This window comes from Stenotrophomonas maltophilia, from assembly GCF_002799245.1.
GTDB lineage: Bacteria > Pseudomonadota > Gammaproteobacteria > Xanthomonadales > Xanthomonadaceae > Stenotrophomonas > Stenotrophomonas maltophilia_S.
The window spans coordinates 622,640-647,230 of the sequence record NZ_NEQV01000002.1 but is presented as its reverse complement, the minus strand read 5'-3'; the positions used below and the strand labels follow the sequence as shown (position 1 = coordinate 647,230).

Below are 24,591 nucleotides of genomic sequence, written 5' to 3'. Positions count from 1 at the left end.
GCGGCCTCCAGGATCAGTCGGACAACCAGTCGCGCCACGGCAGGCTGGTATCACCAAGGGCAATGAAATCGCCGTTCAACAGGGTCTCGCGGCGGTTGTAGCGGAACGGCTTGCCGGTTGCCGCCGACAGCACTGCGCCGCCAGCGGCATGCAGCACGCACTGGCCGGCGGCGGTATCCCATTCGGAGGTCGGGCCCAGCCGCGGATAGACATCCAGGCCGCCTTCGGCGATCCGGCAGAATTTCAGCGACGAGCCCTGCGCGATGGTCTCGATGCGGCCCATGCGCGCCAGCAGCGCCTCGGTTTCCGGCGAGCGGTGCGACCGGCTGGCGGCGACGCGCAGCGGGGCGGTGGCCGGCGTCCGGGTACGCAGCACGGTATCGTGCAGGCCCTGGCGCCGATAGGCCAGCTCGCCGCGCATGGCATGCCAGACGATGCCGGTGACCGGCGCCAGCACCACGCCGAAGGCCGGCGCCCCCTGGTAGATCAAGGCGATGTTGACGCTGAATTCGCCGTTGCGCTTGACGAACTCGCGGGTGCCGTCGAGCGGATCCACCAGCCAGTAAGCGCCCCAGTGGCGGCGCTGCTCCCAGCCCACCTGCGCCGATTCCTCGGACAGGATCGGCAGGTCCGGGGTCAGCTGGCGCAGGCCCAGTTCAATGACCTGGTTGGCAGCCAGGTCGGCCGCGGTGACCGGGCTGTTGTCGTCCTTGATCTGGACCTCGAAGCCATCGGCATACACCTGCATGATGGCCTGGCCGGCTTCCTGGGCGATGGCGATGGCGGTCTCGCGCAGGTCCGTCGTCAGCTTGATCATCGCGTTCCCTGCAGCCACTGGCGGGCAATGAACAGCGCCGCCAGCGAGCGTCCCTCGGAGAAGTCCTCACGCAGCATCAGCTGGTCCAGTTCAGCCAGTTTCCACGGCACCACTTCCAGTTCTTCCGGCTCGTCGCCTGCCAGCTTTTCCGGGTACAGGTCGCGCGCCACCACCAACCACGACTGGTGGCTCATGTAGGTCGGGGCCAGGGTCATCGCGCGCAGCACGTCGACCCGGCGCGCGCCATAACCGGCCTCTTCCTTCAGTTCGCGGTCGGCGGCCTGCTCGGGGGTCTCGCCAGCGTCGATCCGGCCCTTCACCAGGCCCAGTTCGTAACGGTGCATGCCGGCGGCGTATTCACGTACCAGCAGCACGGTTTCCTCGTCGAGCATCGGCACCACCACCACCGCACCGTGCCCACGGCTGACCAGCCGCTCGAAACGACGGCGTTCACCATTGGAGAACTCCAGGTCCAGGTGCTGGCGCTGGAAGGGACCGTTTTCCTCATCGGTGATCCGATGGATGATCGGCAAGCGACGCCCGGCACGGTCATCGTTCATGCGGAATCTCCGCGGCGCCCGGCGCCTGCGCCGGGGCCGATAGAATGTGCAGGCAGCAACATGTTCATGAGCCCGAAATGCTAGCAGACCCAACCCCCTCCCCGCTGGCCCGCCACTGGCGGCAGCGCGACCTGCAGGTGCTGTGGCACCCGTGCACCCAGATGCGTGAGCATCCGGACACCCTGCCGCTGGTGCCGATTGCCCGTGGCGAAGGCGCGTGGCTGATCGACCACGACGGCAACCGCTATCTGGACGCGGTCAGCAGCTGGTGGACCAACCTGTTCGGCCACGCCGAACCGCGCATCGGTGGCGCCATCGCTGCCCAGGCCGGGCAGCTGGAACAGGTGATGCTCGCCGGTTTCGGCCACGAGCCGGCGATCACCCTGGCAGAACGCCTGCTGGCACTGGCGCCACGCCAGGCCGGCCGTGCACCGCTGGCCAAGGTGTTCTATGCCGACAATGGTTCAGCCGGCGTGGAAGTGGCGCTGAAGATGGCCTTCCAGTATTTCCAGAATCGCGGAGAGCCCCAGCGCACGCGCTTCATCGCGCTGGAGAACGGCTACCACGGCGAAACCCTGGGGGCGCTGGCGCTGGGTGACATCCCGCTGTACCGCCGCGTCTATGCGCCGCTGCTGGCCGAAGGCCTGTTCGCACCGTCGCCCGATGCCTATCTGGCCGAACCGGGCCAGAGCGCGGCCGATCGCGCGCGGCAGGCGGCCGATGGCCTGGCCACGCTGTTCGACCAGCACCCGGGCGAGATCTGCGCGGTGATCCTGGAACCGCGCCTGCAGTGTGCCGGCGGCATGCGCATGCATGACCCGGTCTACCTGCAGCGCGTGCGCGAACTGTGCGATGCCCATGGCGCGTTCATGATCGCCGACGAGATCGCCACCGGATTCGGCCGCACCGGAACGCTGTTCGCCTGCGAGCAGGCCGGGGTGATGCCGGACCTGATGTGCCTGTCCAAGGGCCTGACCGGCGGCTTCCTGCCGCTGGCCGCAGTGCTGGCCACGCAGGCGCTGTACGACGCCTTCCTTGACGACTCGCGCGAGCGCGCCTTCCTGCATTCGCACAGTTACACCGGCAACCCGCTGGCCTGCGCGGCGGCGCTGGCGACACTGGACATCTTCCGCGACGACGATGTGATCGCCCGCAATCGAGGCATCGCCTCGGTGATGGGGACGCTGGCGGCGCCATTTGCCGACCATCCGCACGTGGCTGACGTGCGCCAGGCCGGCATGGTGGTGGCCTTCGAGCTGTCGCGCGACGGCAACAGGCGCACGCCGTTCGACCCGGGCCTGCGGCTGGGCCTGCACGCCTACAAGGCCGCGCTCAGGCGCGGCGTGGTGCTGCGCCCGCTGGGCGACGTGCTGTACTGGATGCCACCCTACTGCGTGGATGACGAACAACTGGAGCTGCTGGCACATACCACGCTGGCGGCCATCGACGAGGCGATTGCATGCGCGTGACCCGCTGCCCCATCGACCTGGCGCTGCACAGCGGCCAGACCCTGACCCTGCCGGAAGAAACCGCCAACCATCTGGTGCGGGTGATGCGCCTGCGCGAGGGGGACACCTGCGTGCTGTTCAACGGCGACGGCCATGACTACAGCGCGACGCTGACCGTGGCCGGCAAGCGCGAGGTGCAGGTGCGCATCGACGCGGTGGCGGCCGTCGGCAACGAATCGCCGCTGGCGATCACCCTGCTGCAGGGCATCGCCCGCGGCGAGAAGATGGACCTGATCCTGCAGAAGGCCACGGAGCTGGGTGTGGCGGCGATCATTCCGGTCAACGCCGAGCGCACCGAGGTGAAGCTGGATGCGGCACGTGCCGGGAAGCGCGTGGCGCACTGGAACAACGTGGTGACGTCGGCCTGCGGCCAGTCCGGGCGGGCGCGCATTCCGCAGGTGGGATCGCCACTGTCGCTGGCGCAGGCTGCGGCGACACTGCCGGCGCAGACGCTGCGGCTGACCCTGGACCCGCAGGGGGCGCATCGCCTGTCGACGCTGGACGTCGCTCCTGCGGGCGGCATCGTGATCGCGATCGGCCCGGAAGGGGGCTGGTCACCGCGCGACCGCGACCAACTGGCAGCGGCAGGATTCCAGGGATTGCAGCTGGGCCCACGGATCCTGCGCACGGAAACCGCCGGACTGGCCGCGATCGCGGCGTTGCAGGCGCGGTTGGGCGATCTGGGGTAAGGCCCGGCGACGTCCCGGCGCGGTGCGCCGCCGCCCGAGCATCGGCTCGGGCGCTACGGGAATCCTGACCTGCGTTGCAACCTGTAAAGCCGAGCCCATGCTCGGCGGCCTTCCGGCTGGGGTCAGGCCGCCAGCGAATCCAGTGCCGCTTCCAGTGCGTCCAGGTTCGGCAGCAGCGCGCTCTGCTCGCCCAGCAGCACGCGCATGTGCACGATCTGCGGCAGGGTTTCTTCGGAGGCGTCAGCCAGCAGGCCATCGCGTGGCACCGAGATCAGCTGCGGAAAGTTCTGCGTCAGCAGCGCGTAGTACGGGCGCTGTGCGTTGCCGCTGAGGGACTTCAGCACCACCACCTTGTTGTGGCCGGCCACCGTCTCTTCGCCCAGCCCCGAAAGGCGTGCGAACGACACCAGCGGCACCTGCCAGCCATGCCAGCCGATTTCGCCAACCAGCCAGCGCGGCGCATCGGAGACCGGCTGCACCGGCACGCGCGACATCATTTCGGCCACGGTGGCATTGGGCAGCAGTACGCGCTCGTTGCCGGCCTGGATCAGGACGCCGCGGATTTCGTCATTGCTGGCGTAGCTCATGGTGCCTCTCCGTTGTCGTCCTGCTCACCCCAGCGCGCGGCGATCGCCTGCGCCAGTTCCTGCGGTTCACCGGCCACCATGCCGGCAGCGACCACGGCAGTGGCCGCAGCCGGGTCATAGCAGCCCTCGCCCACCTGCCCGGCCACCCATGCACCGGCGGCCGCCAGGTCCAGCGCCGGCCCGACGTGGGCCAGGTCGGCACCGCTGAGCAGCACCAGCGCGGTGTGCTCGGCCGGTAGTGAATCGAGCGAAATACCATTGGCATCGCCCTGGAAATGCAGGCCATCGCCGGCCGCGCGCACGCCGATATCATCGGCCAGCACGTGGACCTCGCCCGGCACGGCGCACTGGCCGGCCTCGGCCAGCTGCACCGGCAATGGCGAAACGCGCGACATCTGCTTGACCAGGTTGCCGTAGCGGCCACCGTCCAGGCGCATGTGCACCAGTACCGGCACGCTCAACGACGCGGGCAGTGCGCCGAGCAGGCGACGCAATGCATCCGGCCCACCGATGCCGGCCAGCACCAGCAGCGATGCGGCCCGCGCACCGACCGGGGCGGCGGCATCCAGATCGACCAGGCTCAAGTGATCGGTATCGAAGGAGGGCTGCGCCGCGGAGACAGGCACCACTGCTTCTGCCGGTGCCGGCGCCTCGCTCGATTCCTCGACCAGCGACCAGGCGGTGTGATCGAAGGAGATCGGCGGTGCCGCAGGCGCCACCGGCTCGGCCCGCGCTTGCGGCGGCGAAGGCGGATCCAGAGGTTCGGGCACCACCGGCTGCAGCGCCGCCAGGGCCTGCTCCAGTGCGATCGGTTCGTGCAGGTGTGCGGGCGGCGAATACAGGCCGTCGGCCGGAACGTCATCGGCCCAGCTCAGCGCCTGCTCCAGGTGCGGCTGCAGGGCTTCTTCCTGCGGCACCGGCGCCGGCGCCGGATGGCCGGGTTCCAGCTGCAAGCCGGGCTCTTCTTCAGCACCCGGCGGCAACACCTGCTGGTGGCCGTGCAACTTGGCGGCCAGATGGCGCCCCCAACGCTGCGCCTCCCAGCCGTCGCGGCGCGCGGCCAGCTCGGCCTCATCGAACACCAGGGTCAGCCCCGGTGCCGAGAGCACGGCTTCCAGCCGTTCCAGTGCGTCCTCGATGGCGGCTTCCAGCGCGATCACCACGAACCGCGGATCGGCGGCCTGCAGGACCTGTGGTTCCAGGCCGTTCGGATCATCTTCCAGGACCAGCTGCACATCTGCATGCGACAGCGCCTCGCGCAGGCGTTCGCGCGCCGCACCAGGGCGGGCCAGCAGGGCGACGGCCGGGGCCGGATGGGTTTCACTCACGGACACGGGCGATCCCCAGCAGGTCGTACACGTTACGCATCAGGTCCAGTTCCTGGTACGGCTTGCCCAGATAGCGCTGGACACCGATCTCGAAGGCGCGCTGGCGGTGCTTGTCGCCGCTGCGCGAGGTGATCATCACGATCGGCACATCCCTGTAGCGCGGGTCGGCACGCATCGCCGTGGCCAGCTCGTAGCCGTCCATGCGCGGCATCTCGATGTCCAGCAGCATCAGGTCCGGTACGCGCTCTTCCAGTCGCTCCAGTGCTTCCACGCCATCGCGGGCGACACTGACTTCGAAGTTGTGGCGTTCAAGAATGCGGCCGGTCACCTTGCGCATGGTCAGCGAGTCGTCCACCACCATCACCAGCGGCACCTGGCGTTCATCGCGTGGCGCATTGGCCAGCACCGGTGCCGTCGGATTGGCCAGGAAGCGGCGCACCAGCGGCGCGACGTCCAGGATCACCACCACGCGACCATCGCCGGTGATGGTGGCACCGTAGATGCCCGGTACCGATGCGATCTGCAGGCCGACCGGCTTGACCACGATTTCGCGGTTGCCCAGCACCTGGTCGATCGCCACTGCAGCGCGCAGGTCACCGGCACGGACCAGCAGCAGCGGCACCTGGTCCTGGCCATCGGCGCGCGCCGGCGCCTGCCCGACCAGGCTGCCGAGGTCATACAGCGGATAGTCTTCGCCGCTGTAGCGGTAACTGCTGTCGGCGGCCTCGAAACGTTCACGCGACAGGCGGCCGATACCACTGACCGAGGCCACCGGCACGGCGAAGGTGGTTTCGCCGATCTGCACGAACACCGCCTGGGTGACGGCCAGCGTCTGCGGCAGGCGCAGGGTGAAGCGCACGCCCTGGCCACGCACCGACTGGATGTCGACCGAGCCGCCGAGCTGGCGCACTTCGTTGCGCACCACGTCCATGCCCACGCCGCGGCCCGCCAGCTGGCTGACCTGGTCGGCGGTGGAGAAACCGGAGGCGAAGATCAGGTTGTCCAGTTCCTGCTCGTTCGGCTGTGCATCGGCGGCCAACAGGCCACGGTCGATGGCGCGGCGACGGATCGCTTCACGGTCCAGGCCGGCACCGTCATCGGCCACTTCCAGCACGATTTCCGAGCCTTCACGGTGCAGGCGGATGGCGACTTCGCCCTCTTCCGGCTTGCCAGCGGCGCGACGCTGTTCCGGTGCTTCCAGGCCATGGGCCACGGAATTGCGCAGCATGTGCTCCAGCGGCGCGACCATGCGGTCGAGAACGTTGCGGTCCAGTTCGCCGTGGGTGCCTTCCAGGGTCAGGTGCACCTGCTTGCCGGTATCCATGCCGGACTGGCGGACCACGCGGCGCAGGCGCGGCACCAGGCCATCGAACGGCACCATGCGCGCGCGCATCAGGCCGTCCTGCAGCTCGGAGCTGACGCGCGACTGCTGTTGCAGCAGCGAATCGTACTGGCGCGACAGATCGTCCAGCACGCCCTGCAGGCCCCCGAGATCGGCTGCCGACTCGTTCAGCGCACGACTGAGCTGCTGCAGCGTGGAGAAGCGGTCCAGCTCCAGCGGATCGAACTTCTGATCGGCCTGGTCCTGCTCACGCTGGTAGCGGGCAACGATCTGCGCTTCGGTTTCCAGGTCGAGGCGGCGCAGCTGGTCGCGCAGTCGCGCATTGGTGCGCTCCAGTTCGCCCATCGCGCCACGGAAGGCGCCGAGCTGCTGTTCCAGGCGCGAACGGTAGATCGCCACTTCACCAGCATGGTTGACCAGGCGGTCGAGCAGATCCGCGCGCACGCGCACCTGTTCCTGCTGCGGGCGTGCCAGCGGATCTTCATCGACCACGCCTTCGGCCGGCAGAGGTGCCGACAACGGCGCATCGAGCACTGCCGGTGCCGGGCTGGCGACCGGCGCAGAAGCGGTTTCTGCGACGCTCGCCCCGTTGGCTGCCGCTGCGGCAGCCGCCGCAGCCGCAGCGATATCGGTGGTGGTACGCACTTCGAATGCGTCGACCAGATCCTGCGCCGGTTCCACCACGCGGTGGTCACCGGTGCGGGTCAACAGCTGGTGCAGGCGATCGAATCCGCGCTCCAGCAACTGCACATCGCGGCGTTCAATCTCGGTGCGACCGGCGGCGACGGCTTCCAGCAACGATTCGATGCTGTGGCCGAGATCGCCGATGGCGTTGATGCCGGCCATGCGTGCGCCACCCTTCAGGGTGTGCAGGTCACGCTGCAGGCCAGCCAGCACCTCGCGATCCTGCGGTGCATCGCGCAGCTCGCTGATCAGGCCATCGCAATGGTCGAGCAGGTCCTTGCCTTCCTCGACGAAGATGTCGACCAGCTCGCGATCGTAGATGCTGAAGTCGAGCGTATCGGCGCTGTCTTCCAGCACCGGCATGGCAGGTACTTCAGGTGCCACGGGCTCAGGCACGCCGGCTTCAGGCGCGTCGGCTGCCACGGCATCCGGCACGGCAACCCCATCGAGGCCGGCGGCTTCGGCGTGGACATCCGCCTGGCCCGGTGCGTCCTCCAGTTCGAAGAAGCGCACCGGTTCGGCGGTGGCCGGCGCTGCGGTCTCCGCGATCTCCTCGTTCACCGTCGCCGGGGACGGCTGATCGGCGCTCTCTCCTTCACCGATCGCCGCCTCCCCGCCGACGTCCGCATCCTCGGCAAAGGCTTCCGCCTCGCCCGGCGCGAGTTCGCTGGCCTGCAGGCCGAGCACGGGCCATTGCCCGTCGTCGGCCAGGGGCTGCTCTTCGTCGATCACGTGCAGGCCGGCCTCGAGCGCGGCTTCCAGCGAGACCGGTTCTGCAAACCCCGGCGCAGCCATTTCATCCTGCAGGCTCGACAGCCCGCTGTCGAGTGGCAGTGCAGCAGGCGACTCGAACGCCACCGCGTCAGCGTCGTGCGCGTGATCGGACGAGGACGCATTCAGGTCAGATGCGCCGGCTTCGGCAGTTGCGGGAATCTCTTCGGCGTCGCGGTCGTCGACCGGCAGCGCACTGGCGTCCAGGTACGGCGACAGATCGTCCGCGACGGTCAACCCATCATCGTCGGACAACAGCGGTACGCCTTCGGCCTCCGCCTCGGCGCGGTCTGCAGCAACGTCCGGAACATCGTCGGCCACCTGGATCGATTCGACCACCGGCAGCGACGCCCCGCCCTCACCCGGTACGGACGGCCATCCGGCATCGAAGTAGCGCGATAGGTCGTCGCTGGCGGTCAGCTCACCGACCTCCAGCCCGGCCTCGATCGCCCCATCGGCGACCGCGGCTTCCGCCCTATCGGCCGGTGCCTCCGCTTCCTGTTCCGGTGCGGCAAACGAAAGCGGCACAGCATCGGCTTCAACCGCGGCGGTTGTCGATGCTTCCGCGCCCGGTTCGGCCGCCGGTTCGTCGTCCAGCACCAGATCGTCCTCGTCGTCTTCCAGGCCCACCATCGGCCAGCGCGCTTCCGGCAACTCGCCGGCCAGCGCCTGCAGGCGCTGTGCCAGTACCTGTTGCGGCGCGATGCGCGGCTGTTCGGCCTGCAGCGCTTGCATGGTGGCGGTGATCGCCTGCGCAGTCGCATCCAGGGCGGCCACGCCTTCATCACCCGGCACCACCTCGGCGGCCAGTGCACGCTTGATGTAGGACTCGGCACCACCGGTCACAGCCGTGATCTCGGGCACTTCGGTCATCGCGAAGGCGCCGTTCATGGTGTGCACCGCGCGCAGCAGTGCATCGCTGACCGGCTGTGGTGCCTGCTGTGCCGAACGCAGCCAGTCCTGCAGGGTGGCCTGATGGACTTCCACCTCGGCTTCGAGGATCTCGCGCAGCACGCTGTCGATGTTGGCCGGCGTGCCGGCGGCTTCGGCCTCCACGGCGGCGTCGGCCAGCGCCGACGCGGCAGCTTCCGCGTCGAGAATGCGGCTGACCTCGTCTTCGCCGTCGGCTTCGGCCACCGGTACGACCGGTGCAGGGGCCGCCGGCAGTGGCACGTAGTAGGTTTCCTCGCCTGCACCGACACGATCGGCGATGGCCTGCATGGCCTGCAGGTCGACGCTGATGCGCTGGCCGTGGCGCAGCGCCGCGTTCAGCTGCGGCAGCGCCGCATGCGCGTTGTCGACCATCGCCAGCACTGCGGGGGATGCGGCGCGGCTGCCGTCCAGCACGCGGTTGAGCATGCCTTCGATCTTCCACGCGAACTCACCCAGGGTGCGTGCGCCGACCAGGCGGCCACTGCCCTTGAGGGTATGGAAGATGCGCCGGATCGGGCGCAGCCGGTCCATGTTGTCCGGCTGCATGCGCCACGCTGGCAGCAGCGTGCCGAGATTGGCCAGCTCGTCGTCGAACTCTTCCAGGAACACCTCGCGGATGTCCTCGTCGATGTTCTCGGCATCGTCGTCGAAGCCGGCGTCGAAGCCGGCAGAGGTGTCGGTGCCGGCGTCGGCCGCAACCGCCGCTTCCGGCGCCGCTGCAGCGGCCATCGCCTGCGGATTGAAGCCGGCAGCGGCCGCACTCAGCTCGGCGAAGAACTGGGCATCGGCCTCGCTGAAATCAATCGGCGCGATGGTGTCGATATCGATCACCGACACGGCCGGTGCGGACGTTTCCGCCGCCGGAGCCGGCGCATCGATCAGTGGCGGCGTGATCGACGATTCCGGCAGGTCACCCGCCGGGGTTTCATCCATCTCGACCCGCGCTGCGGGTGATGCATCAGCCAGCGGCGGGGCTACGGCGTCGACCATCTCCAGCGACGGATGCAACCCGGCGTCATCATCCAGCGACAGCGTTTCCATCGCATGCAGCGACAGCACGTCGTCAGCGTTGTCCAGTGCGTCGGCGTCGAAGCGGAACACCACGTCGTCGGCCACGGCAGCCGCATCCTGTTCGGCCGCCACCGGATCGAACGCCGGCGCAGCATCGAAAGCGGTTGCGGAGGCGACCAACGCATCCGTCGTCTCGTCGATGGCAGGCGCTGCGGTTTCCACCGCTACCTGCGGCGCCTCGGACAGCGACCACTGCGGTGCACCGGCGTGCCCCCCGTCAGCCAGCTCGAAGCTGACCGGATCGAAACTGGCGAAGGTCGGGCTGCGCTCGTCGTCGGCAGGCGCGACGACGTCGCCCTCCGGATGGAACGGCGCCAGCTCCCACTGCGGGACATCCGGCGCAGGCGCGCTGGACGCCGCGAAGACCAGCGAGGCCTCCGCATCATCGTGCGTCGGCAATGGCGAAGCGCCGGTATCACCGGTACTGGCGGCCACGGCTGCCGCAGCACCCGGTACGCCGAACACCCGGTGGTTGTCGGACGCCATCGGCGCCGGTGTGGCCGGCGGCGGGTCGAAGATGAAGTCCGGCAGCGGCACCGGCACGTCGCCGGCAGCGGGCGCCGCAGGCTGCACCGGAACCTCGATGCGCTCCGGCTGCAGCGGCTCGGCCTGCAGCGCAACCGGCTCGCGTTCGACCGGCAGCAGTACCGGTGCTTCCGGCGCGGCAGCAGTGCGTTCGGGCAGCGGCCAGTAGCGCAGTGCCTCGAGGCTGCTGCGGGTGATTTCGAGGATGTCTTCGCGGCCCGGGCGGCGGTCGCGCAGGGCTTCCAGGTAGTACTCCAGGCTGGCCATGGCATCGGCCAGGGTGTCCAGCTGGCGGCCGCTGGGCACGCGCTGGCGGCCGATCAGTTCAGCCTCGATGTACTGCTGCACGCCACGCAGGTAATCGGCGGCGGTGCCCAGGTCGAGCATGCGCAGCGCGCCGGACACGTCGCCCAGCAGGCGCGGCACATCCTGCAGCTCGGCATGGTTCCAGCTGGTTTCGATGAAGGCGACGAAATGCTCGCGGGCGGCGGCGAAGTTGGCGATGGCTTCATGCGCCAGCACCTCCACCGTGCGCCGGTTCTCGACCGCGCTCGGATCGTCCTCGCCACTGCCGCCGGCACCCAGATGGGCGACCTGGTCATCCAGCGAGGCATCGACGTACAGCAGCGCACCGGCAATATCCAGCAGCAGGTTCTCGTCGATCTGCTGCCGGCCCTCGACCACGCCACGCAGCGCGTCGCGCTGCTGCACGACCACGCCACGGGCCACGCCCAGCCCCATCATGCCCAGCGTGTCGGCCACGGCGCCGAGCTCGTTGGCCTGGGTCTGCAGCTGTTCCGGCGCACCACCGGTGCGCAGGTGCAGGTCAAGCGCATCCTTGATGCGCAGCAGTTCTTCCTTCACCGCGTTGCCGACCGTGTCGAGCAGCTCGCGGTTGCGCCCGCTCAGGCTGCCACGGGCATGGTCCAGCTCGGCTTCGGTGGCGGTGACACTGTCCGGCGCGAAGGCCAGCAGCACGCTGTCATTGACGCCTTCTTCGCCGCGCGACGCACGGATCTCGTTGAGCAGCGGCATCAGCACGATCGGAATGTCGCGATGGCCGTTCTGCAGGCGTTCCAGATAGTCAGGCAGCAGCACGCTGCCACGCATCAGGGTCGCGCAGGCTTCATCACGGTCGGCCACGCGGCCGGCGCCGATGGCGTTGGCCAGCTGCTCCAGCTCTTCGGCCACCATCGCCGGCGCATACAGTTCGACCATGCGCAGGGTGCCCTGCACCTGGTGCAGGTAGCCGGCGCAGATGCGCATGCGGCTGGCATCGGTCGGGTCTTCCGCGTAGTACTCGACCTCGTTGCGCACCTGGCGCAGGGTCTCGTCCAGCTCGGGCTTGACCCAGCCCAGCGCTGCGTGGCTCATCGCATCGCGCAGACTGCTCATGGACGCGCTCCGTTCGCCGCCGCGCGGTGGCCGCGCGAGTTCTGGCGTGGGGAATGGAAATGCTTCATCGACTGGTTCCTTGCTCGCCGCCCTGCCCGCGTCACGCCGGCAGCTTGAAGTCGGCGACCGAACGGCGCAGGTCCGCCGCCAGCTGCGCGAGGTGGCCGATCGACTCTGCGGTCTGCCCGGCACCCTGCGAGGTCTGGCCGGTGATCTGCCGGATCACGCCCATGGTGCGGGTGATGTCGGAGGCGGCGGCGGACTGCTGCTGGGCGGCGATGGAGATGTTCTTGATGAGGGTGTTCAGGGCGTTGGACACGCGTTCGATCTCGGTCAGCGCGGTACCGGCGTCCTCGGCCAGGCGCGCACCGGACACCACTTCGGCAGTGGTCTGCTCCATCGAGGTGACCGCTTCGTTGGTGTCGGCCTGAATGGCCTGGACCAGGTTCTCGATGCGTCGGGTCGCACCCGAGGTACGTTCTGCCAGGCGCTGCACTTCGTCGGCCACGACCGCGAAACCGCGGCCCGCTTCACCGGCCGACGCAGCCTGCACCGCCGCGTTCAACGCCAGGATGTTGGTCTGCTCGGAAATGTCGTTGATCAGTTCCACGATCGATCCGATTTCCTGCGACGACTCGCCCAGGCGCTTGATGCGCTTGGAGGTTTCCTGGATCTGGTCACGGATCTGGTCCATGCCCTGGATGGTCTCGCGCACCACGCCGGCACCTTCGGCGGCGATCACCACCGAACGCTGTGCCACGTCGGCCGACTCGGCCGAGTTGCGCGATACCTGCTCGATGCTCGCCGCGATTTCGCCGATGCGGTCCGAGGCCGAGGTGATCTGGTTGGCCTGGTGACCCGCCGCCTCTGCCAGCTGCATGGCGGTGGCCTGCGTTTCCTGGGTGGACATCGCGACCTTGGCCGAGGTGTCGTTGATGGTGGTCACCAGGTGGCGCAGCTCGTCGACCGCGTAGTTGATTGCGTCCGCGATCGCGCCGGTCATGTCCTCGGTCACCGAGGCCTTCACCGTCAGGTCGCCCTCACCGAGCGAGGAGATTTCGTCCAGCAGCCGCATGATCGCCTGCTGGTTGCGGCTGTTGAATTCCACCTGGGTCTGGTAACGCAGTTCCTGCTCGCGCGAGCGGCTGCGCACGTTGGTGGAGACGAAGCCGATGATCGCGATCAGCGACAGCGCACCGGACACCACGCCAATCCAGAAGTTCGGGAACAGGCGGGTGTCGGATACCGAACCGAACGAGGAGAACGCGTCGAACAGCTTGCGGCTGTCGTCCAGCATGTGTGCCGAACCCTGGCCCAGCGCGGTGGCCGCCGACTGCGCCGCGAACAGCTGGCGCGAGCTGGCCAGGATCGCGTCGGCGTCCTGCTTCATCGCTTCCCACTTCTGCTGCGACTGTTCCAGGGCGGCCACGGCGGCGGCACCGCGCACGGCGGTGATGCCCAGTTCCTCGTTGCCGTTGCGCAGGCCATCGAGCACCTGCGAGAACACGGTGATGTCACGCGCCAGCGCATCGCCGGCGGTTGCCGCGGCGCTGCCACCGGCACGCATCTCGGTCACGCGGCGGGCCATCGAACCGGCCACCACGACCTGCTGCAGCGCGCTGTACACCTGCGACGACGGTGCGCCGGAGGCGGACATCGCGCGCACCAGCTCGTTCAGCTGGGCCTGCAGGCCCGGCACCGCGCCGGTGAAGTTGTTCGCGTTGCCGGCCAGCGCCAGCACGGCCGGCTCGCTGGCCACCAGCTGCCCGGCCTGCTTGCCCAACGGTGCCCAGGTCTCGCCCAGGGTCGCGATGGCACCGGACACGCCGGGCTCCTTGCCATAGCGGCCCTGCAGCGTCGACACGTTCTGTTCGATCGCGTTGCGGGTGGCCTTGAAGGCGGTGAAGGCCTGGGCGTTGCCGCCGACCGCATCACGTCCCTGGTTGGCCAGCTGCTGCGACAGTACCTGCAGGTCGGCAGCCTTGGAGCCGGCGTCGGCAAGGCGGCTGCCCTGCCAGGTAGCGACGCCGGTGTTGACGCCGAACAGGATCATCGATGCCAGCAGCAGGAACAGCCAGAGGTTGCTGCCGCCCAGCCGCAGCTTTCCGGTCTTGGTGGCGTCCGAAGCAGTACTCATCGTTCAACCTCGATCTTCAATGCAGGGGGCGATGCCCGGCCTCAGGCCGCGGCTTGCCGGAATTCAGGGGTGCGCGACAGCAGCGAGAGCGAGAACACGCCCCAGTCATGGCCGTCGGCATGGAAGGCACGGTCGACGAAATGGCCGTAACGGCCTTCGGCCAACGTGCCAGCTTCGATCTGCTGGTCCAGCTCGAAGCTGCGCTGGCCGAACAGTTCATCGATGGTCAGTGCGACGTCGCCGCCGGCCTGGCGCATGATCAGCACGCGCTGGCCTTCCTGCTGCACGGTGCGCGTGCCTTCCAGGAAGTACTTCAGGTCGACCACCGGGAACAGGTTGCCGCGCAGGTTGCCCACGCCCAGCAGCCAGGGCTGTGCGCAGGGCACCGGGGTTACCGGCGGCATCGGCACGATTTCCACCACTTCGCGGAAATCGGACACCAGCCGGCGCTGGCCGACGCGGAAACCCACGCCACGCCACAGGTCCTGGGCAAACTGCCGCCCGGGCAGCTGCACCGCGTGGGCCAGGCTGCGCCGTTCGTAGGCTTCAAGGATGTCGAAGGGCGAGCGCATCAGGCCACCAGTTCGTTGATCCGCGCGATCAGTTCATCCTCGCGCGGCGGCTTGACGATGTAATCGGCTGCGCCCTGGCGCAGGCCCCAGGCCTTGTCGGTTTCCATCGCTTTGGTGCTGACGATGATCACCGGGATGTGCTTGATCGACGCATCACGGGCCATTGCACGGGTGGCCTGGAAACCGCTCATGCCGGGCAGGACCACGTCCATCAGCACCAGCTGCGGCACCTGGTCGCGGACCAGCTGCAGGCCATCCTCGGCGTTGTCCGCTTCCAGCACCTCGTGGCCGGCACGGCGCAGCCACTGGGTGAACACCGCGCGGTCGGTCGGTGAATCCTCGATCAGGACGATACGAGCCATTGTGCCTTTCCCCCCTGGTCAGGCGTTGACGTATGTGCGGATGGCACCCAGCAGTTCTTCGCGCGTGAAAGGCTTGGTCAGGTATTGCTCCGAGCCGACGATGCGCCCCCGCGCCTTGTCGAACAGGCCATCCTTGGATGACAGCATGATCACCGGGGTCGCCTTGAACAGCTGGTTGCCCTTGATCAGCGCGCAGGTCTGGTAGCCATCCAGGCGCGGCATCATGATGTCGACGAAGATGATCTGCGGTTGCTGGTCTGCGATCTTGGCAAGCGCTTCAAAGCCGTCGGTGGCGGTGACCACCTCGCAGCCTTCGCGCTTGAGCAGCGTTTCCGCAGTCCTGCGGATGGTCTTCGAATCATCGATGACCATCACCCGGAGTCCTGCGAGTTCCCCGCCCGCAGTCGTGTTTTCAGTCATTGCCTATCCCCAAGCGCACGGCCCAATCTCTGGCGGGAGCCGCTGCGAAAGCGTATCTATATCGCACTTTCCGCGCCCGCTTCAAGGCCGGCCCACCGCGCAGGGGGTGGCGCCCGGCTGAACGTGACCGGGTTCGCAATGACTGCGCTGCCGGCAGGCGGACGCTGCGTTGCAGTACGGCGGGGAGGCGCGCGGCCAGCGTTGCCGCTACCATCAACGCCTTGCCTGACAGGTGCGCCCATGCCGTTGAACGTCATCGTGGTGATGGACCCCATCGCCCACATCAAGATCGCCAAGGACACCACCTTCGCCATGCTGCTGGAAGCCCAGCGCCGCGGCCATGCCCTGCACTACGTGCGGCCGGGCGGACTGGCCCTGGAAGGTGGCGTGGCGGTGGCCCAGACCGCCCCGATGCAGGTGCGCGACGACCCGGCCGGCTGGTATGAGCTGGGTACGTTCAGCCGTACCGAGTTCGGTCCCGGCCAGATCGTGCTGATGCGCAAGGACCCGCCGGTCGACGCCGAGTACCTGTACGACACCCAGGTGCTGGACGTGGCTGCCGCTGCCGGTGCCTGCGTGGTCAACAACCCGCAGGGCCTGCGCGACTACAACGAGAAGCTGGCCGCCCTGCTGTTCCCGCAGTGCTGCCCACCGACCCTGGTCAGCCGCGATGCCAAGGCACTGAAGGCCTTCGCCCTGGAACACGGCCAGGCCGTGCTGAAGCCGCTGGACGGCATGGGTGGCCGCTCGATCTTCCGCAGCGGCCAGGGCGATCCGAACCTGAACGTGATCCTGGAAACCCTGACCGACGGCGGCCGCAAGCTGGCGCTGGCCCAGAAGTTCATCCCCGACATCACGGCCGGTGACAAGCGCATCCTGCTGGTCGACGGCGAACCGGTCGACTACTGCCTGGCGCGCATCCCGCAGGGTGACGAGTTCCGTGGCAACCTCGCGGCCGGCGGCCGTGGCGAAGGCCGCCCGCTGAGCGAGCGTGACCGCTGGATCGCCGCCCAGGTCGGACCGGAGATGAAGCGACGCGGCATGCGTTTCGTCGGCCTGGACGTGATCGGCGATTACCTGACCGAGGTCAACGTGACCAGCCCGACCTGCGTGCGCGAGCTGGACGCGCAGTACGGCCTGAACATTGCCGGCACCCTGTTCGACGCGCTCGAGGCCGGCCTGCGCTGATGGCGGCCGCACCTGCCGTCCTGCCACCGCCGCCGCGCGAAGCGCAACGGCTGGGGGCGACCATCGCACTGTCGGTGCTGGTCCACGCCCTGCTGATCCTGGGCGTGGGCTTCGCCGTGAAGGGTGATGCACCGCTGGTGCCGACGCTGGAAGTGATCTTCAGCCAGACCCGCACCGCACTGACGCCCAAGCAGGCTGATTTCCTTGCCGCCGCCAGCCAGGAAGGCGGTGGCGAGCACGACCGCGCACAGCGGCCGCGCGACAACCAGGCCGGCATCGTGCCGCAGGCGCAGTCCGGGCTCAGCCCGGTTGCGCAGCAGCAGCAATCGGCCGCGCCGGTTCCGCCGCCGCAGGCACGGGTGGTCAGCAGCCGCAACGGAGAGGACACCGTGGCGCAGGCACAGTCCCGGCCAACGCCGGAACAGCCGGAGCCGGATGCACCGCTGAGCGCGCGCGAGCAGCGCGATGTGGAGATGGCGCGGCTGGCTGCTGAAGTGCATCTGCGCTCGGCGCAGTACGCCAAGCGCCCGAACCGCAAGTTCGTGTCGGCCAGCACGCGCGAATATGCCTATGCCAATTACCTGCGTGCCTGGGTCGACCGCGCCGAGCGCGTAGGCAACCTGAACTACCCGGACGAGGCCCGGCAGCGCCGGCTCGGCGGCCAGGTGGTGATCAGCGTGGGCGTGCGCCGCGACGGCAGCGTGGAGAGCAGCCGGATCCTGCGCTCGAGCGGAACGCCGTTGCTGGATGAGGCGGCGCTGCGGGTGGTGAAGCTGGCACAGCCGTTCCCGCCGTTGCCGAAGACCGAGGACGAGATCGACATCCTGCAGGTCACCCGTACCTGGGTGTTCCTGCCAGGCGGCACCCTGCACGACGACCGGTAGGGTTCTGGTGCCCGGGCCTGCGGCCCGGAACCCGCAGAGGCAACGGCCACAGCCGAAGCAACAGCAGAAGCGGCGGCGGGGATGCTGGACCTGGCGGGGCGGTATGGGCTTGCAGGACACGCCGTAAACCCGTCCTTGGGGGCTCGATGGCGCCATCCATGGCGCCAACGGTCCTGCAAGCCCACACCGCCCCACCTCTGATAAATCGCGGCGCATCATCGGCTGTTGGTAGGTGTCGACCTTGGTCGACACACATCCACGCCACGCGCGGATGCGAGCGAAGCGATCCGCTTTTGATTTTGATTTTCTTTTTTGATTTTCCGTGGCGGACGCACACGGAAACTGTCAGAGGCCGGGCGGGTGGGCTGCGCAGGGGCGTGAGCCGCATGGATGCGGCGACCGAGCTTACAGGGACGTACTTGCAGCGTCCCCTGCGCAGCCCACCCGCCCGGCCAAACCACGGCTTTTGATTTACGCGATCAACCAACCCCGCCACGAGGGGCTCAGCCGTTGGCCTTCGCCTTCGCCTCGCGCGCCGCCTGCTGCTCGACCAGGGTCAATGCCACGTTGTCGCGCAGGTAGGCCGGCTCGACCTTCTCCGGCGCGATGGCCTCACCGCGCGCGAATGCTGGTACCGCCAGTGCCAATACGTCCGACGCGCGTGGCAATGCCGTCGCGTCAAAGCCGCGCAGGCCTGCACCGAGCTGCGCCACCAGCGCACCTTCGGCTGCGGCGAAACCGGTGCCGACGCCGTAGGCCGGCAGTCCTTCCGGCACCACCACCGCGGAGGGCGCGCACACGCGCTCGGCATCGCGCGCGACGGGCAGGCCGTCCACACGTTCGAAGCGTGCGACATACAGCTCGCCCATCCGCGCATCGATCGCCGACAGGATCTGCGTTTCCTCGGCCGGTGCCCGCAGCGCCAGCACCTGCAGCGTCGAGACCGGCAGCAGCGGGCGGTCCAGCGCCAGTGCGATGCCCTGGGCGATGGCAATGGCCAGGCGCACGCCGGTGAACGCACCCGGGCCGCGACTGAGCGCGATGCCATCGAGCTGACGACGGCTGATGCCGGCGTCGGCCAGCAGCGCCTCAGCCCACGGCAGGCTCAGTTCGGCGTGCCGGCGCGGCGCAATCTCGAATCGTTCCAGCACCTGCCCATCGACATGCAGGGCAACGGAGCAGGCTTCGGTGGCGGTTTCAAAGGCGAGCAGTTTCATCGGATCAGGTCAGAACAGGGGGAGCGTGGCACCGGGAGCAGGCTCCGGGCCCGGCGCAACAGCAGCCGGGTCGGCCGCATCATCGGCCACGGGCCCCCATTGTGGCGTAAAGAAGGCCTGCACATCGGCCAGGCTGCGGGTGCGCCGGAACGGCGGCAGCGACTCCAGGAAGACCCGCCCATAGCCCCGGTTGAGCAGGCGCGGGTCGCACAGTACCAGCACGCCCCGGTCGCTTTCGCTGCGGATCAGGCGGCCAACGCCCTGCTTCAGTGCGATCACCGCCTGCGGCAACTGTTCGTCGCGGAACGGATTGCCGCCCTGGCTGCGGATCGCCTCCAGCCGTGCCTCGTACACCGGATCGTCCGGCGCCGCGAACGGCAGCTTGTCGATCATCACCACGCTCAGCGCTTCGCCGACCACGTCCACGCCCTCGCGGAAACTGGCCGAGCCCAGCAGCACGCCATTGCCCGATTCACGGAAACGCTGCAGCAGCGTCGCGCGCGGCGCCTCGCCCTGCACGAACAACGGCCACGGCCCGTCGCGCAGTGCCTCGGCGGCCTCACGCAATGCACGGTGCGAGGCGAACAACAGGAATGCCCTGCCCTGCGAAGCCTGCAACACCGGCCGCAGGGTCTGGATCAGCGCGGTGCCGAATCCACGCGCCGCCGGATCGGGCAGGCCTTCGGGCAGGTAGCACAATGCCTGCTCGGGCCAGTTGAACGGACTCGGCTGCACCAGCGTGTGCGGATCGTCCAGGCCCAGGCGGGTGGCGATGTGGTCGAAGCCGCCGCCGACGGTCAGCGTGGCCGAGGTGAAGATCCAGGCCGCGCGACTGCGCTCGCGATGCTCGCGCAGCGGGCCGGACACATCCATCGGCGTGCGCTGGCAGCGGAAACCACGCGGCGTGAGCTCGTACCAGAGCACATCGGCGGCACGGGCGTTGTCCGCCGGATCGGTATCGAAATCGAGGGTGGGCTCATCATCACCCAGCCAGCGCTGCAGCCGCGACACCGCCTCGCGCGCCCGTGCATGGCAGGCATCCAGGCCCGCCGCCGCTTCGCGCAGCGGCTGCAATGCCTGCTCCAACGCCACCAGGCCGGCCAGCACCGTATCGAAACCGTCGCGGACCTGCGGCATGGCCAGCGCACGCCACTGCGTACCTCGCGGGGGCAGCCCTTCCATCGCCGAACGCAACGCAAGCAATGCCTGTTGCAACTGGTCGACCGGCTCCTGCAGAACCGACTGCGCGCCGCCTACACCGCGCGCTTCGGCCAGGCAGTCGCGGCCCAGTTCCTGCCAGGGGCGCATGCCGAAGCCTTCGCCGAAGAACTGCGCAGCCAACTCGGGCAGCTGGTGTGCCTCGTCGATGACAAAGGCCTGCGCCCCCGGCAGCAACTCACCGAAACCATCCTGCTTCAGCGCCAGATCGGCCAGCAGCAGGTGATGGTTGACCACCACCACATCGGCGGCCTGTGCGCGTTGCCGCGCACGCACCACGAAGCAGTCATCCCAGAACGGGCAGTCGGTACCCAGGCAGTTGTCGACGGTGGAGGTGACCATCGGCAGCAACGGCGAATCATCAGCCAGGCCGTCCAGCTCAGCGATGTCACCGAACTCCGAGCGGCCGGACCAGGCCAGGATGCGCTGGAACTGCGCGGCCTGTTCGGGGCTGGAAAACCGCGGCTCGCCCCGCGCCTGCTGCAGGCGATAGCGGCACAGGTAGTTCGCGCGCCCCTTCAGCAGCGCACTGCGCAGGCCGACGCCCAGCGCCTGGCGCACGCGCGGCAGATCGCGGTGGTAGAGCTGGTCCTGCAGCGCCCGGGTACCGGTGGAGATGATGGTGCGCAACCCGGACAGCAACACCGGCACCAGATAGGCAAAGGTCTTGCCGGTGCCGGTACCGGCCTCGGCCAGCAGCAGGTCTCGCTGCTGCAGCGAATCGGCGATGGCTTCGGTCAGGTGCAGCTGCGCCGGACGCGGGACAAAGGCATCCAGGTGCGAGGCGAGCGCGCCGCCGTCGCTGAGGGCTTCGCGGCTGGCATGGACAAGGTCGGACATCAGACGGAAAGGATACCCGGCCGGGCGCTGCCCGGCACCCGTTTCAAGCCGGAGCACCAGCAACGGCAACGGCGTTGTTCACGGCTCTGGGTTTCTACGTGCTGGGCGGGCCGGCAGGGCAGGCAGGACACGCCTTCGACAGTTTCCCGGTGACGGATGGACGCGCGGCGTAGCGTCGAGCTTGCTCGACTGGATTCAGAAGCGGTGGGTAGAACGGAAACAAGAAGGGGTCGGAGCCGTTTTCCTGCGGAAAACGGATCCGACCCCACGGCGAGTGCGCGCAGCGCGCGACCCGCTTTTGATTTTCTTTTTCTCTTCCGTGGCTGGACGCACACGGAAACTGTCAGAGGCCGGGCGGGGTGGGTTCGCGGGGGTGTCCGCGGCATGGATGCCGCGGCCAAGCCCCCAAGGATGGGTTCACGGCGTCCCCCGCGAACCCACCCCGCCCAGCCAAGCGCGGCTTTTGCCTTAAGCGGCCAAGCAGCCAGCCACGAGGGGCTGCGCCGTTGGCTGGAAATTCAGTACCGCTTGATCCCCGGCACCGTGCAGCCTTCCAGCTGCGCATGCGCCGACACCGCATTCTCCTTCTCGCCCCGCGCCAGGCGCGACTGCTCGATCGTCGCCCAGTGGCGGCGGCACAGCGGCCCGGTCTTCGAGCCCAGATCCACGGCCTTGCGCGCGAACGTCTCCGCCTGGGCCCACTGCCCCTGCAGCAAGGCCAGTTCGGCGCGTTCCTGCAGCACCGCCGGGTCACCAGCCACGATTTCCAGCGCATGGTCCAGGCTGCTGGCGGCACCGGCCAGATCGTTCGCCTGGCGCTGCGCCTGTGCGGTCAGCCGCAGATCCTCCACCTGCGAATCACGCAGCGGCTGCACCGACAGTTCCTTGTCGTCCGGACCCGCTGCGGCATCCACCGCAGCCAGCCGCTGCGCCGGCGTGGTGGTGTCGACCGGCTTGACCACCGGCGGCGCGCTGCTCACGCAGGCGGCCAGGACCAGGCTGAGGCCGGTCAGGGCCAGGGGCTGCAGCAGGGTTCGCATGTTCATCGGCATCATCGGCTTGGGGAAGGAGGGGGGGCGGCAGGTTCGGCAGGTGCTTCCGGCTTGCGGTCCAGGCCGAACCAGCTGCGCCAGCCACCGCCCTCGCCTTCGGCCTCGCCCTGCCCCTCCGGCGACGCGGCCGGCGCACACGGCGCATAGGCCGGCGCATAGCCCACCACGAACGGGAAACGACGCGCGCCGGGGCAGCCTTCATCGGTGCTGTTGAGACCGGTGGAAGCCACCGACTGCCAGTCCAGGCCCTTGTTGCTGACCCGCAGCGGCGCACTCGGCAGGCGCTGGAAGATGCCCGACCAGACCCGCATCGCGCCGGTGGCGCCATACAGGCCGGCCTGCTCGTTCTGATCGTTGCCGATCCAGATCACCGCCAGATGATCGCCGGTGTAGCCGGCATACCAGCTGTCACGGCCATCATTGGTGGTGCCGGTCTTGCCGGCTGGCTGCAGGCGGCCAAGGCCATCGGCATTGAGCCGCTGCGCGGTACCGCTGGCGACCACCTGCTGCAGGCCGACACTGATCAGGTTGGCGGCAATCGAATCGCCTTCCTGTGCCGGCGCCGGGGTCTTGTCGTATCGCTTGAGCAGCTTGCCCTGCGGATCGAGCACGCCACGCACCGCGTGCAGCGGCTGGATCTCGCCACCGGACGCCAGGAACTGGTACAGCTGCGCCATCGCGTACGGGCTCTGGTCGGTCGAGCCGAGGATCACCGCCGGGTTGGCCTCGGCCTTGATGCCGGCCAGCACGTGGATCAACTGGGTCACACGCTCGGGGCCGACCTGCATGCCCACGCGCACCGTGGCCTGGTTGTAGGAATGCGCCAGCGCGTCGATCAGGCGCACCGTGCCGTGGCTGCGGTTGTCCGCATTGCCGGGGCTCCAGTTGCGGCCGCGGCCGAGCTGCACCGTCACCGGTGAATCATCGACCCAGCTGGCCAGCGAGTAGCGGTCCGGCTGCGCCAGGGCCAGCAGGTACACGAACGGCTTGAGCAGCGAACCCACCGGGCGCTGCGCCTCGATCGCTCGATTGAAGCCGACCTCGGACACCTCACGGCTGCCGATCACCGCCAGCACGTCGCCGTTGTGCACGTCGGTCAGCACCATGCCGGCCTGCAGTTCAGGGCGACGCTGGCTTTCCAGGGACTTGATGGTGCGGGTCACCGCGCCTTCGGCATAGGCCTGCGCGGACGGCGACATGCCGGTCATCACGCTCAGGCCCGCGCCCTGCAGCGCCGATTCCGGATAGTCATGGCCGAGCTGGCGGCGGACCAGGTCAACGTAGGCGGGGAAGCGGTTGGCGGCCACCAGGCCCGGCGTCTTGGGCACGCCCAGCGGTGCCTTCAGCGCGCGCTGGTACTCGGCATCGTCGATCAGCGTGGCCTCGTGCAGCTTGCCCAGCACGAAGTTGCGGCGATCCAGCGCGCGTTCCGGGTTGCGCCGCGGGTCGTAGAAGGACGGCCCCTTGACCAGGCCGATCAGCAAGGCGATCTGCTCGGTCTCCAGCGACTGCAGGTCACGCCCGAACCAGAACTCGGCGCCGGACGACATGCCATGGATCGCCTGGCTGCCGCGCTGGCCCAGGTACACCTGGTTGAGATAGGCCTCGAAAATGGTGCGCTTGTCGTAGCGCGCTTCCATGATCAGCGCGTACAGCACCTCATTGAACTTGCGGGTGACCGTCTGTTCCTTGCCGATGCCGAGCAGGCCGCTGCGGGCCAGCTGCTGGGTCAGCGTCGAAGCACCCTGGCGGCTCTGGCCACCGGAACGGATCGTCACCCACACAGCGCGCGCGATGCCGGACAGGTCGATGCCGTGATGGCGGTTGAAGTCCTTGTCCTCCACTGCCTGCAGGCCGGTCACCAGCAGGTCCGGCGCCTCGTCCATGCGGATCAGGCGGCGTTCTTCCTGCTTCTGGCCGTACAAGGTCGCGATGCGCGCCGGATCCAGCCGCGCAGCCTTCAGCGCCTTGCGGTTGTCGGCGTCGCGCAGCGAGGCCACGCCGCCATCGGCCAGCGACAGCTCGACCCGGCGCGGGGCGACCCGGCCATCGACGTCGCTGTAGCCGCGGCTGGAGATGACAAAGCGACCGCCGTTCACCGCATAGGTGGCCGGCTCCTTGCCCTGGCCGTCATCGCGGTAGGCAGAGGCGGCCAGTTCGGTCTTCAGCGTAGACGCGTCCATCGCCTTGCCGGGGGTCAGCACCAGCGGGCGGGCGTACACGCGCGTCGGGATCTGCCAGCGCAGCTCGCCGAAACGCTGCGTCACCTGCTGGTTCAGGTACAGCGTATAGGGAATGAGGAAACCCAATCCCAACGCGACCGCAGCCATGCTCCAGGTGATCAGCCGGCGCCGCCACAGCGGACCGCTGTCCTGCTGGTCGTCGTCGTCGAAATCGTCGATGTCGTCGGAATCGTAGCGTCGGGGCACGGGAATGCGAGAATGTAGGGTCTGGCGAGTCTACCCCAGCCGCTGCGGCTGGCGGATTCTCC

Annotated in this window: 17 protein-coding genes; 4 read left to right on the top strand and 13 right to left on the bottom strand. The window is 68.6% G+C overall.

Annotated elements, in window-relative coordinates; all coding sequences use genetic code 11:
* Positions 1-13: 13 nt before the first annotated feature.
* Both cysQ and nudE read right to left on the bottom strand, forming a co-directional pair.
* Complete coding sequence (gene cysQ, locus B9Y64_RS08820) at positions 14-817, bottom strand: 3'(2'),5'-bisphosphate nucleotidase CysQ (protein ID WP_100440360.1); 804 nt, start codon at positions 815-817, stop codon at positions 14-16.
* Positions 814-1,377 carry an ADP compounds hydrolase NudE gene (gene nudE, locus B9Y64_RS08815; RefSeq protein WP_100440359.1) on the bottom strand — a complete coding sequence of 188 codons (564 nt, stop codon included), beginning with the start codon at positions 1,375-1,377 and terminating at the stop codon, positions 814-816. Before nudE ends, cysQ begins: the two co-directional genes overlap by 4 nt.
* Before the next feature lie 77 nt (positions 1,378-1,454).
* Between nudE and bioA the strand changes: the two genes are divergently transcribed.
* Both bioA and B9Y64_RS08805 read left to right on the top strand, forming a co-directional pair.
* A complete protein-coding gene (bioA, locus tag B9Y64_RS08810) occupies positions 1,455-2,846 on the top strand; it encodes an adenosylmethionine--8-amino-7-oxononanoate transaminase (protein WP_238379857.1) in 1,392 nt (463 codons plus the stop codon).
* Positions 2,837-3,574 (top strand): 16S rRNA (uracil(1498)-N(3))-methyltransferase, encoded by a 738-nt coding sequence (locus B9Y64_RS08805; RefSeq protein ID WP_100440357.1) that lies wholly within the window; start codon positions 2,837-2,839, stop codon positions 3,572-3,574. Before bioA ends, B9Y64_RS08805 begins: the two co-directional genes overlap by 10 nt.
* 122 nt (positions 3,575-3,696) lie before the next feature.
* Here B9Y64_RS08805 and B9Y64_RS08800 read toward each other — a convergent pair whose 3' ends face one another.
* The 7 genes from B9Y64_RS08800 to pilG all read right to left on the bottom strand — a co-directional run bounded on the left by B9Y64_RS08800 (position 3,697) and on the right by pilG (position 15,701).
* Positions 3,697-4,161 (bottom strand): chemotaxis protein CheW, encoded by a 465-nt coding sequence (locus B9Y64_RS08800; protein WP_014648089.1) that lies wholly within the window; start codon positions 4,159-4,161, stop codon positions 3,697-3,699.
* On the bottom strand, positions 4,158-5,495 hold the full coding sequence (locus B9Y64_RS08795; protein WP_100440356.1) for a chemotaxis protein CheB: 1,338 nt from the start codon (positions 5,493-5,495) through the stop codon (positions 4,158-4,160). Before B9Y64_RS08795 ends, B9Y64_RS08800 begins: the two co-directional genes overlap by 4 nt.
* On the bottom strand, positions 5,482-12,210 hold the full coding sequence (locus tag B9Y64_RS08790; RefSeq protein ID WP_100440355.1) for an Hpt domain-containing protein: 6,729 nt from the start codon (positions 12,208-12,210) through the stop codon (positions 5,482-5,484). The genes B9Y64_RS08795 and B9Y64_RS08790 overlap by 14 nt, the downstream gene beginning before the upstream one ends.
* A gap of 100 nt (positions 12,211-12,310) precedes the next feature.
* On the bottom strand, positions 12,311-14,347 hold the full coding sequence (locus B9Y64_RS08785; RefSeq protein WP_100440354.1) for a methyl-accepting chemotaxis protein: 2,037 nt from the start codon (positions 14,345-14,347) through the stop codon (positions 12,311-12,313).
* A gap of 41 nt (positions 14,348-14,388) precedes the next feature.
* Entirely contained in the window at positions 14,389-14,919 is a 531-nt protein-coding gene (locus B9Y64_RS08780; RefSeq protein ID WP_087923382.1) for a chemotaxis protein CheW, read from the bottom strand.
* Positions 14,919-15,281: a response regulator gene (locus tag B9Y64_RS08775; RefSeq protein ID WP_100440353.1), complete on the bottom strand. Its 363-nt coding sequence runs from the start codon at positions 15,279-15,281 to the stop codon at positions 14,919-14,921. The genes B9Y64_RS08780 and B9Y64_RS08775 overlap by 1 nt, the downstream gene beginning before the upstream one ends.
* An 18-nt stretch (positions 15,282-15,299) precedes the next feature.
* A complete protein-coding gene (pilG, locus tag B9Y64_RS08770) occupies positions 15,300-15,701 on the bottom strand; it encodes a twitching motility response regulator PilG (RefSeq protein WP_005418455.1) in 402 nt (133 codons plus the stop codon).
* A 240-nt stretch (positions 15,702-15,941) separates the two neighbouring features.
* On the opposite strand from pilG, the gene gshB reads away from it, so the two are divergent.
* Both gshB and B9Y64_RS08760 read left to right on the top strand, forming a co-directional pair.
* Complete coding sequence (gene gshB, locus B9Y64_RS08765) at positions 15,942-16,889, top strand: glutathione synthase (RefSeq protein ID WP_100440352.1); 948 nt, start codon at positions 15,942-15,944, stop codon at positions 16,887-16,889.
* Positions 16,889-17,773 (top strand): energy transducer TonB family protein, encoded by an 885-nt coding sequence (locus B9Y64_RS08760; RefSeq protein ID WP_100440351.1) that lies wholly within the window; start codon positions 16,889-16,891, stop codon positions 17,771-17,773. The genes gshB and B9Y64_RS08760 overlap by 1 nt, the downstream gene beginning before the upstream one ends.
* Before the next feature lie 503 nt (positions 17,774-18,276).
* Here the strand turns inward: B9Y64_RS08760 and tsaB are convergent.
* The 4 genes from tsaB to mrcB all read right to left on the bottom strand — a co-directional run bounded on the left by tsaB (position 18,277) and on the right by mrcB (position 24,529).
* Complete coding sequence (gene tsaB / locus B9Y64_RS08755) at positions 18,277-18,990, bottom strand: tRNA (adenosine(37)-N6)-threonylcarbamoyltransferase complex dimerization subunit type 1 TsaB (RefSeq protein WP_100440350.1); 714 nt, start codon at positions 18,988-18,990, stop codon at positions 18,277-18,279.
* Positions 18,991-18,999: 9 nt separating this feature from the next.
* Positions 19,000-21,048: an ATP-dependent DNA helicase gene (locus B9Y64_RS08750; RefSeq protein WP_100440699.1), complete on the bottom strand. Its 2,049-nt coding sequence runs from the start codon at positions 21,046-21,048 to the stop codon at positions 19,000-19,002.
* A 518-nt stretch (positions 21,049-21,566) separates the two neighbouring features.
* Positions 21,567-22,103 carry a hypothetical protein gene (locus tag B9Y64_RS08745; protein WP_100440349.1) on the bottom strand — a complete coding sequence of 179 codons (537 nt, stop codon included), beginning with the start codon at positions 22,101-22,103 and terminating at the stop codon, positions 21,567-21,569.
* Positions 22,100-24,529: a penicillin-binding protein 1B gene (mrcB, locus tag B9Y64_RS08740; RefSeq protein ID WP_100440348.1), complete on the bottom strand. Its 2,430-nt coding sequence runs from the start codon at positions 24,527-24,529 to the stop codon at positions 22,100-22,102. The genes B9Y64_RS08745 and mrcB overlap by 4 nt, the downstream gene beginning before the upstream one ends.
* Positions 24,530-24,591: the final 62 nt, after the last annotated feature.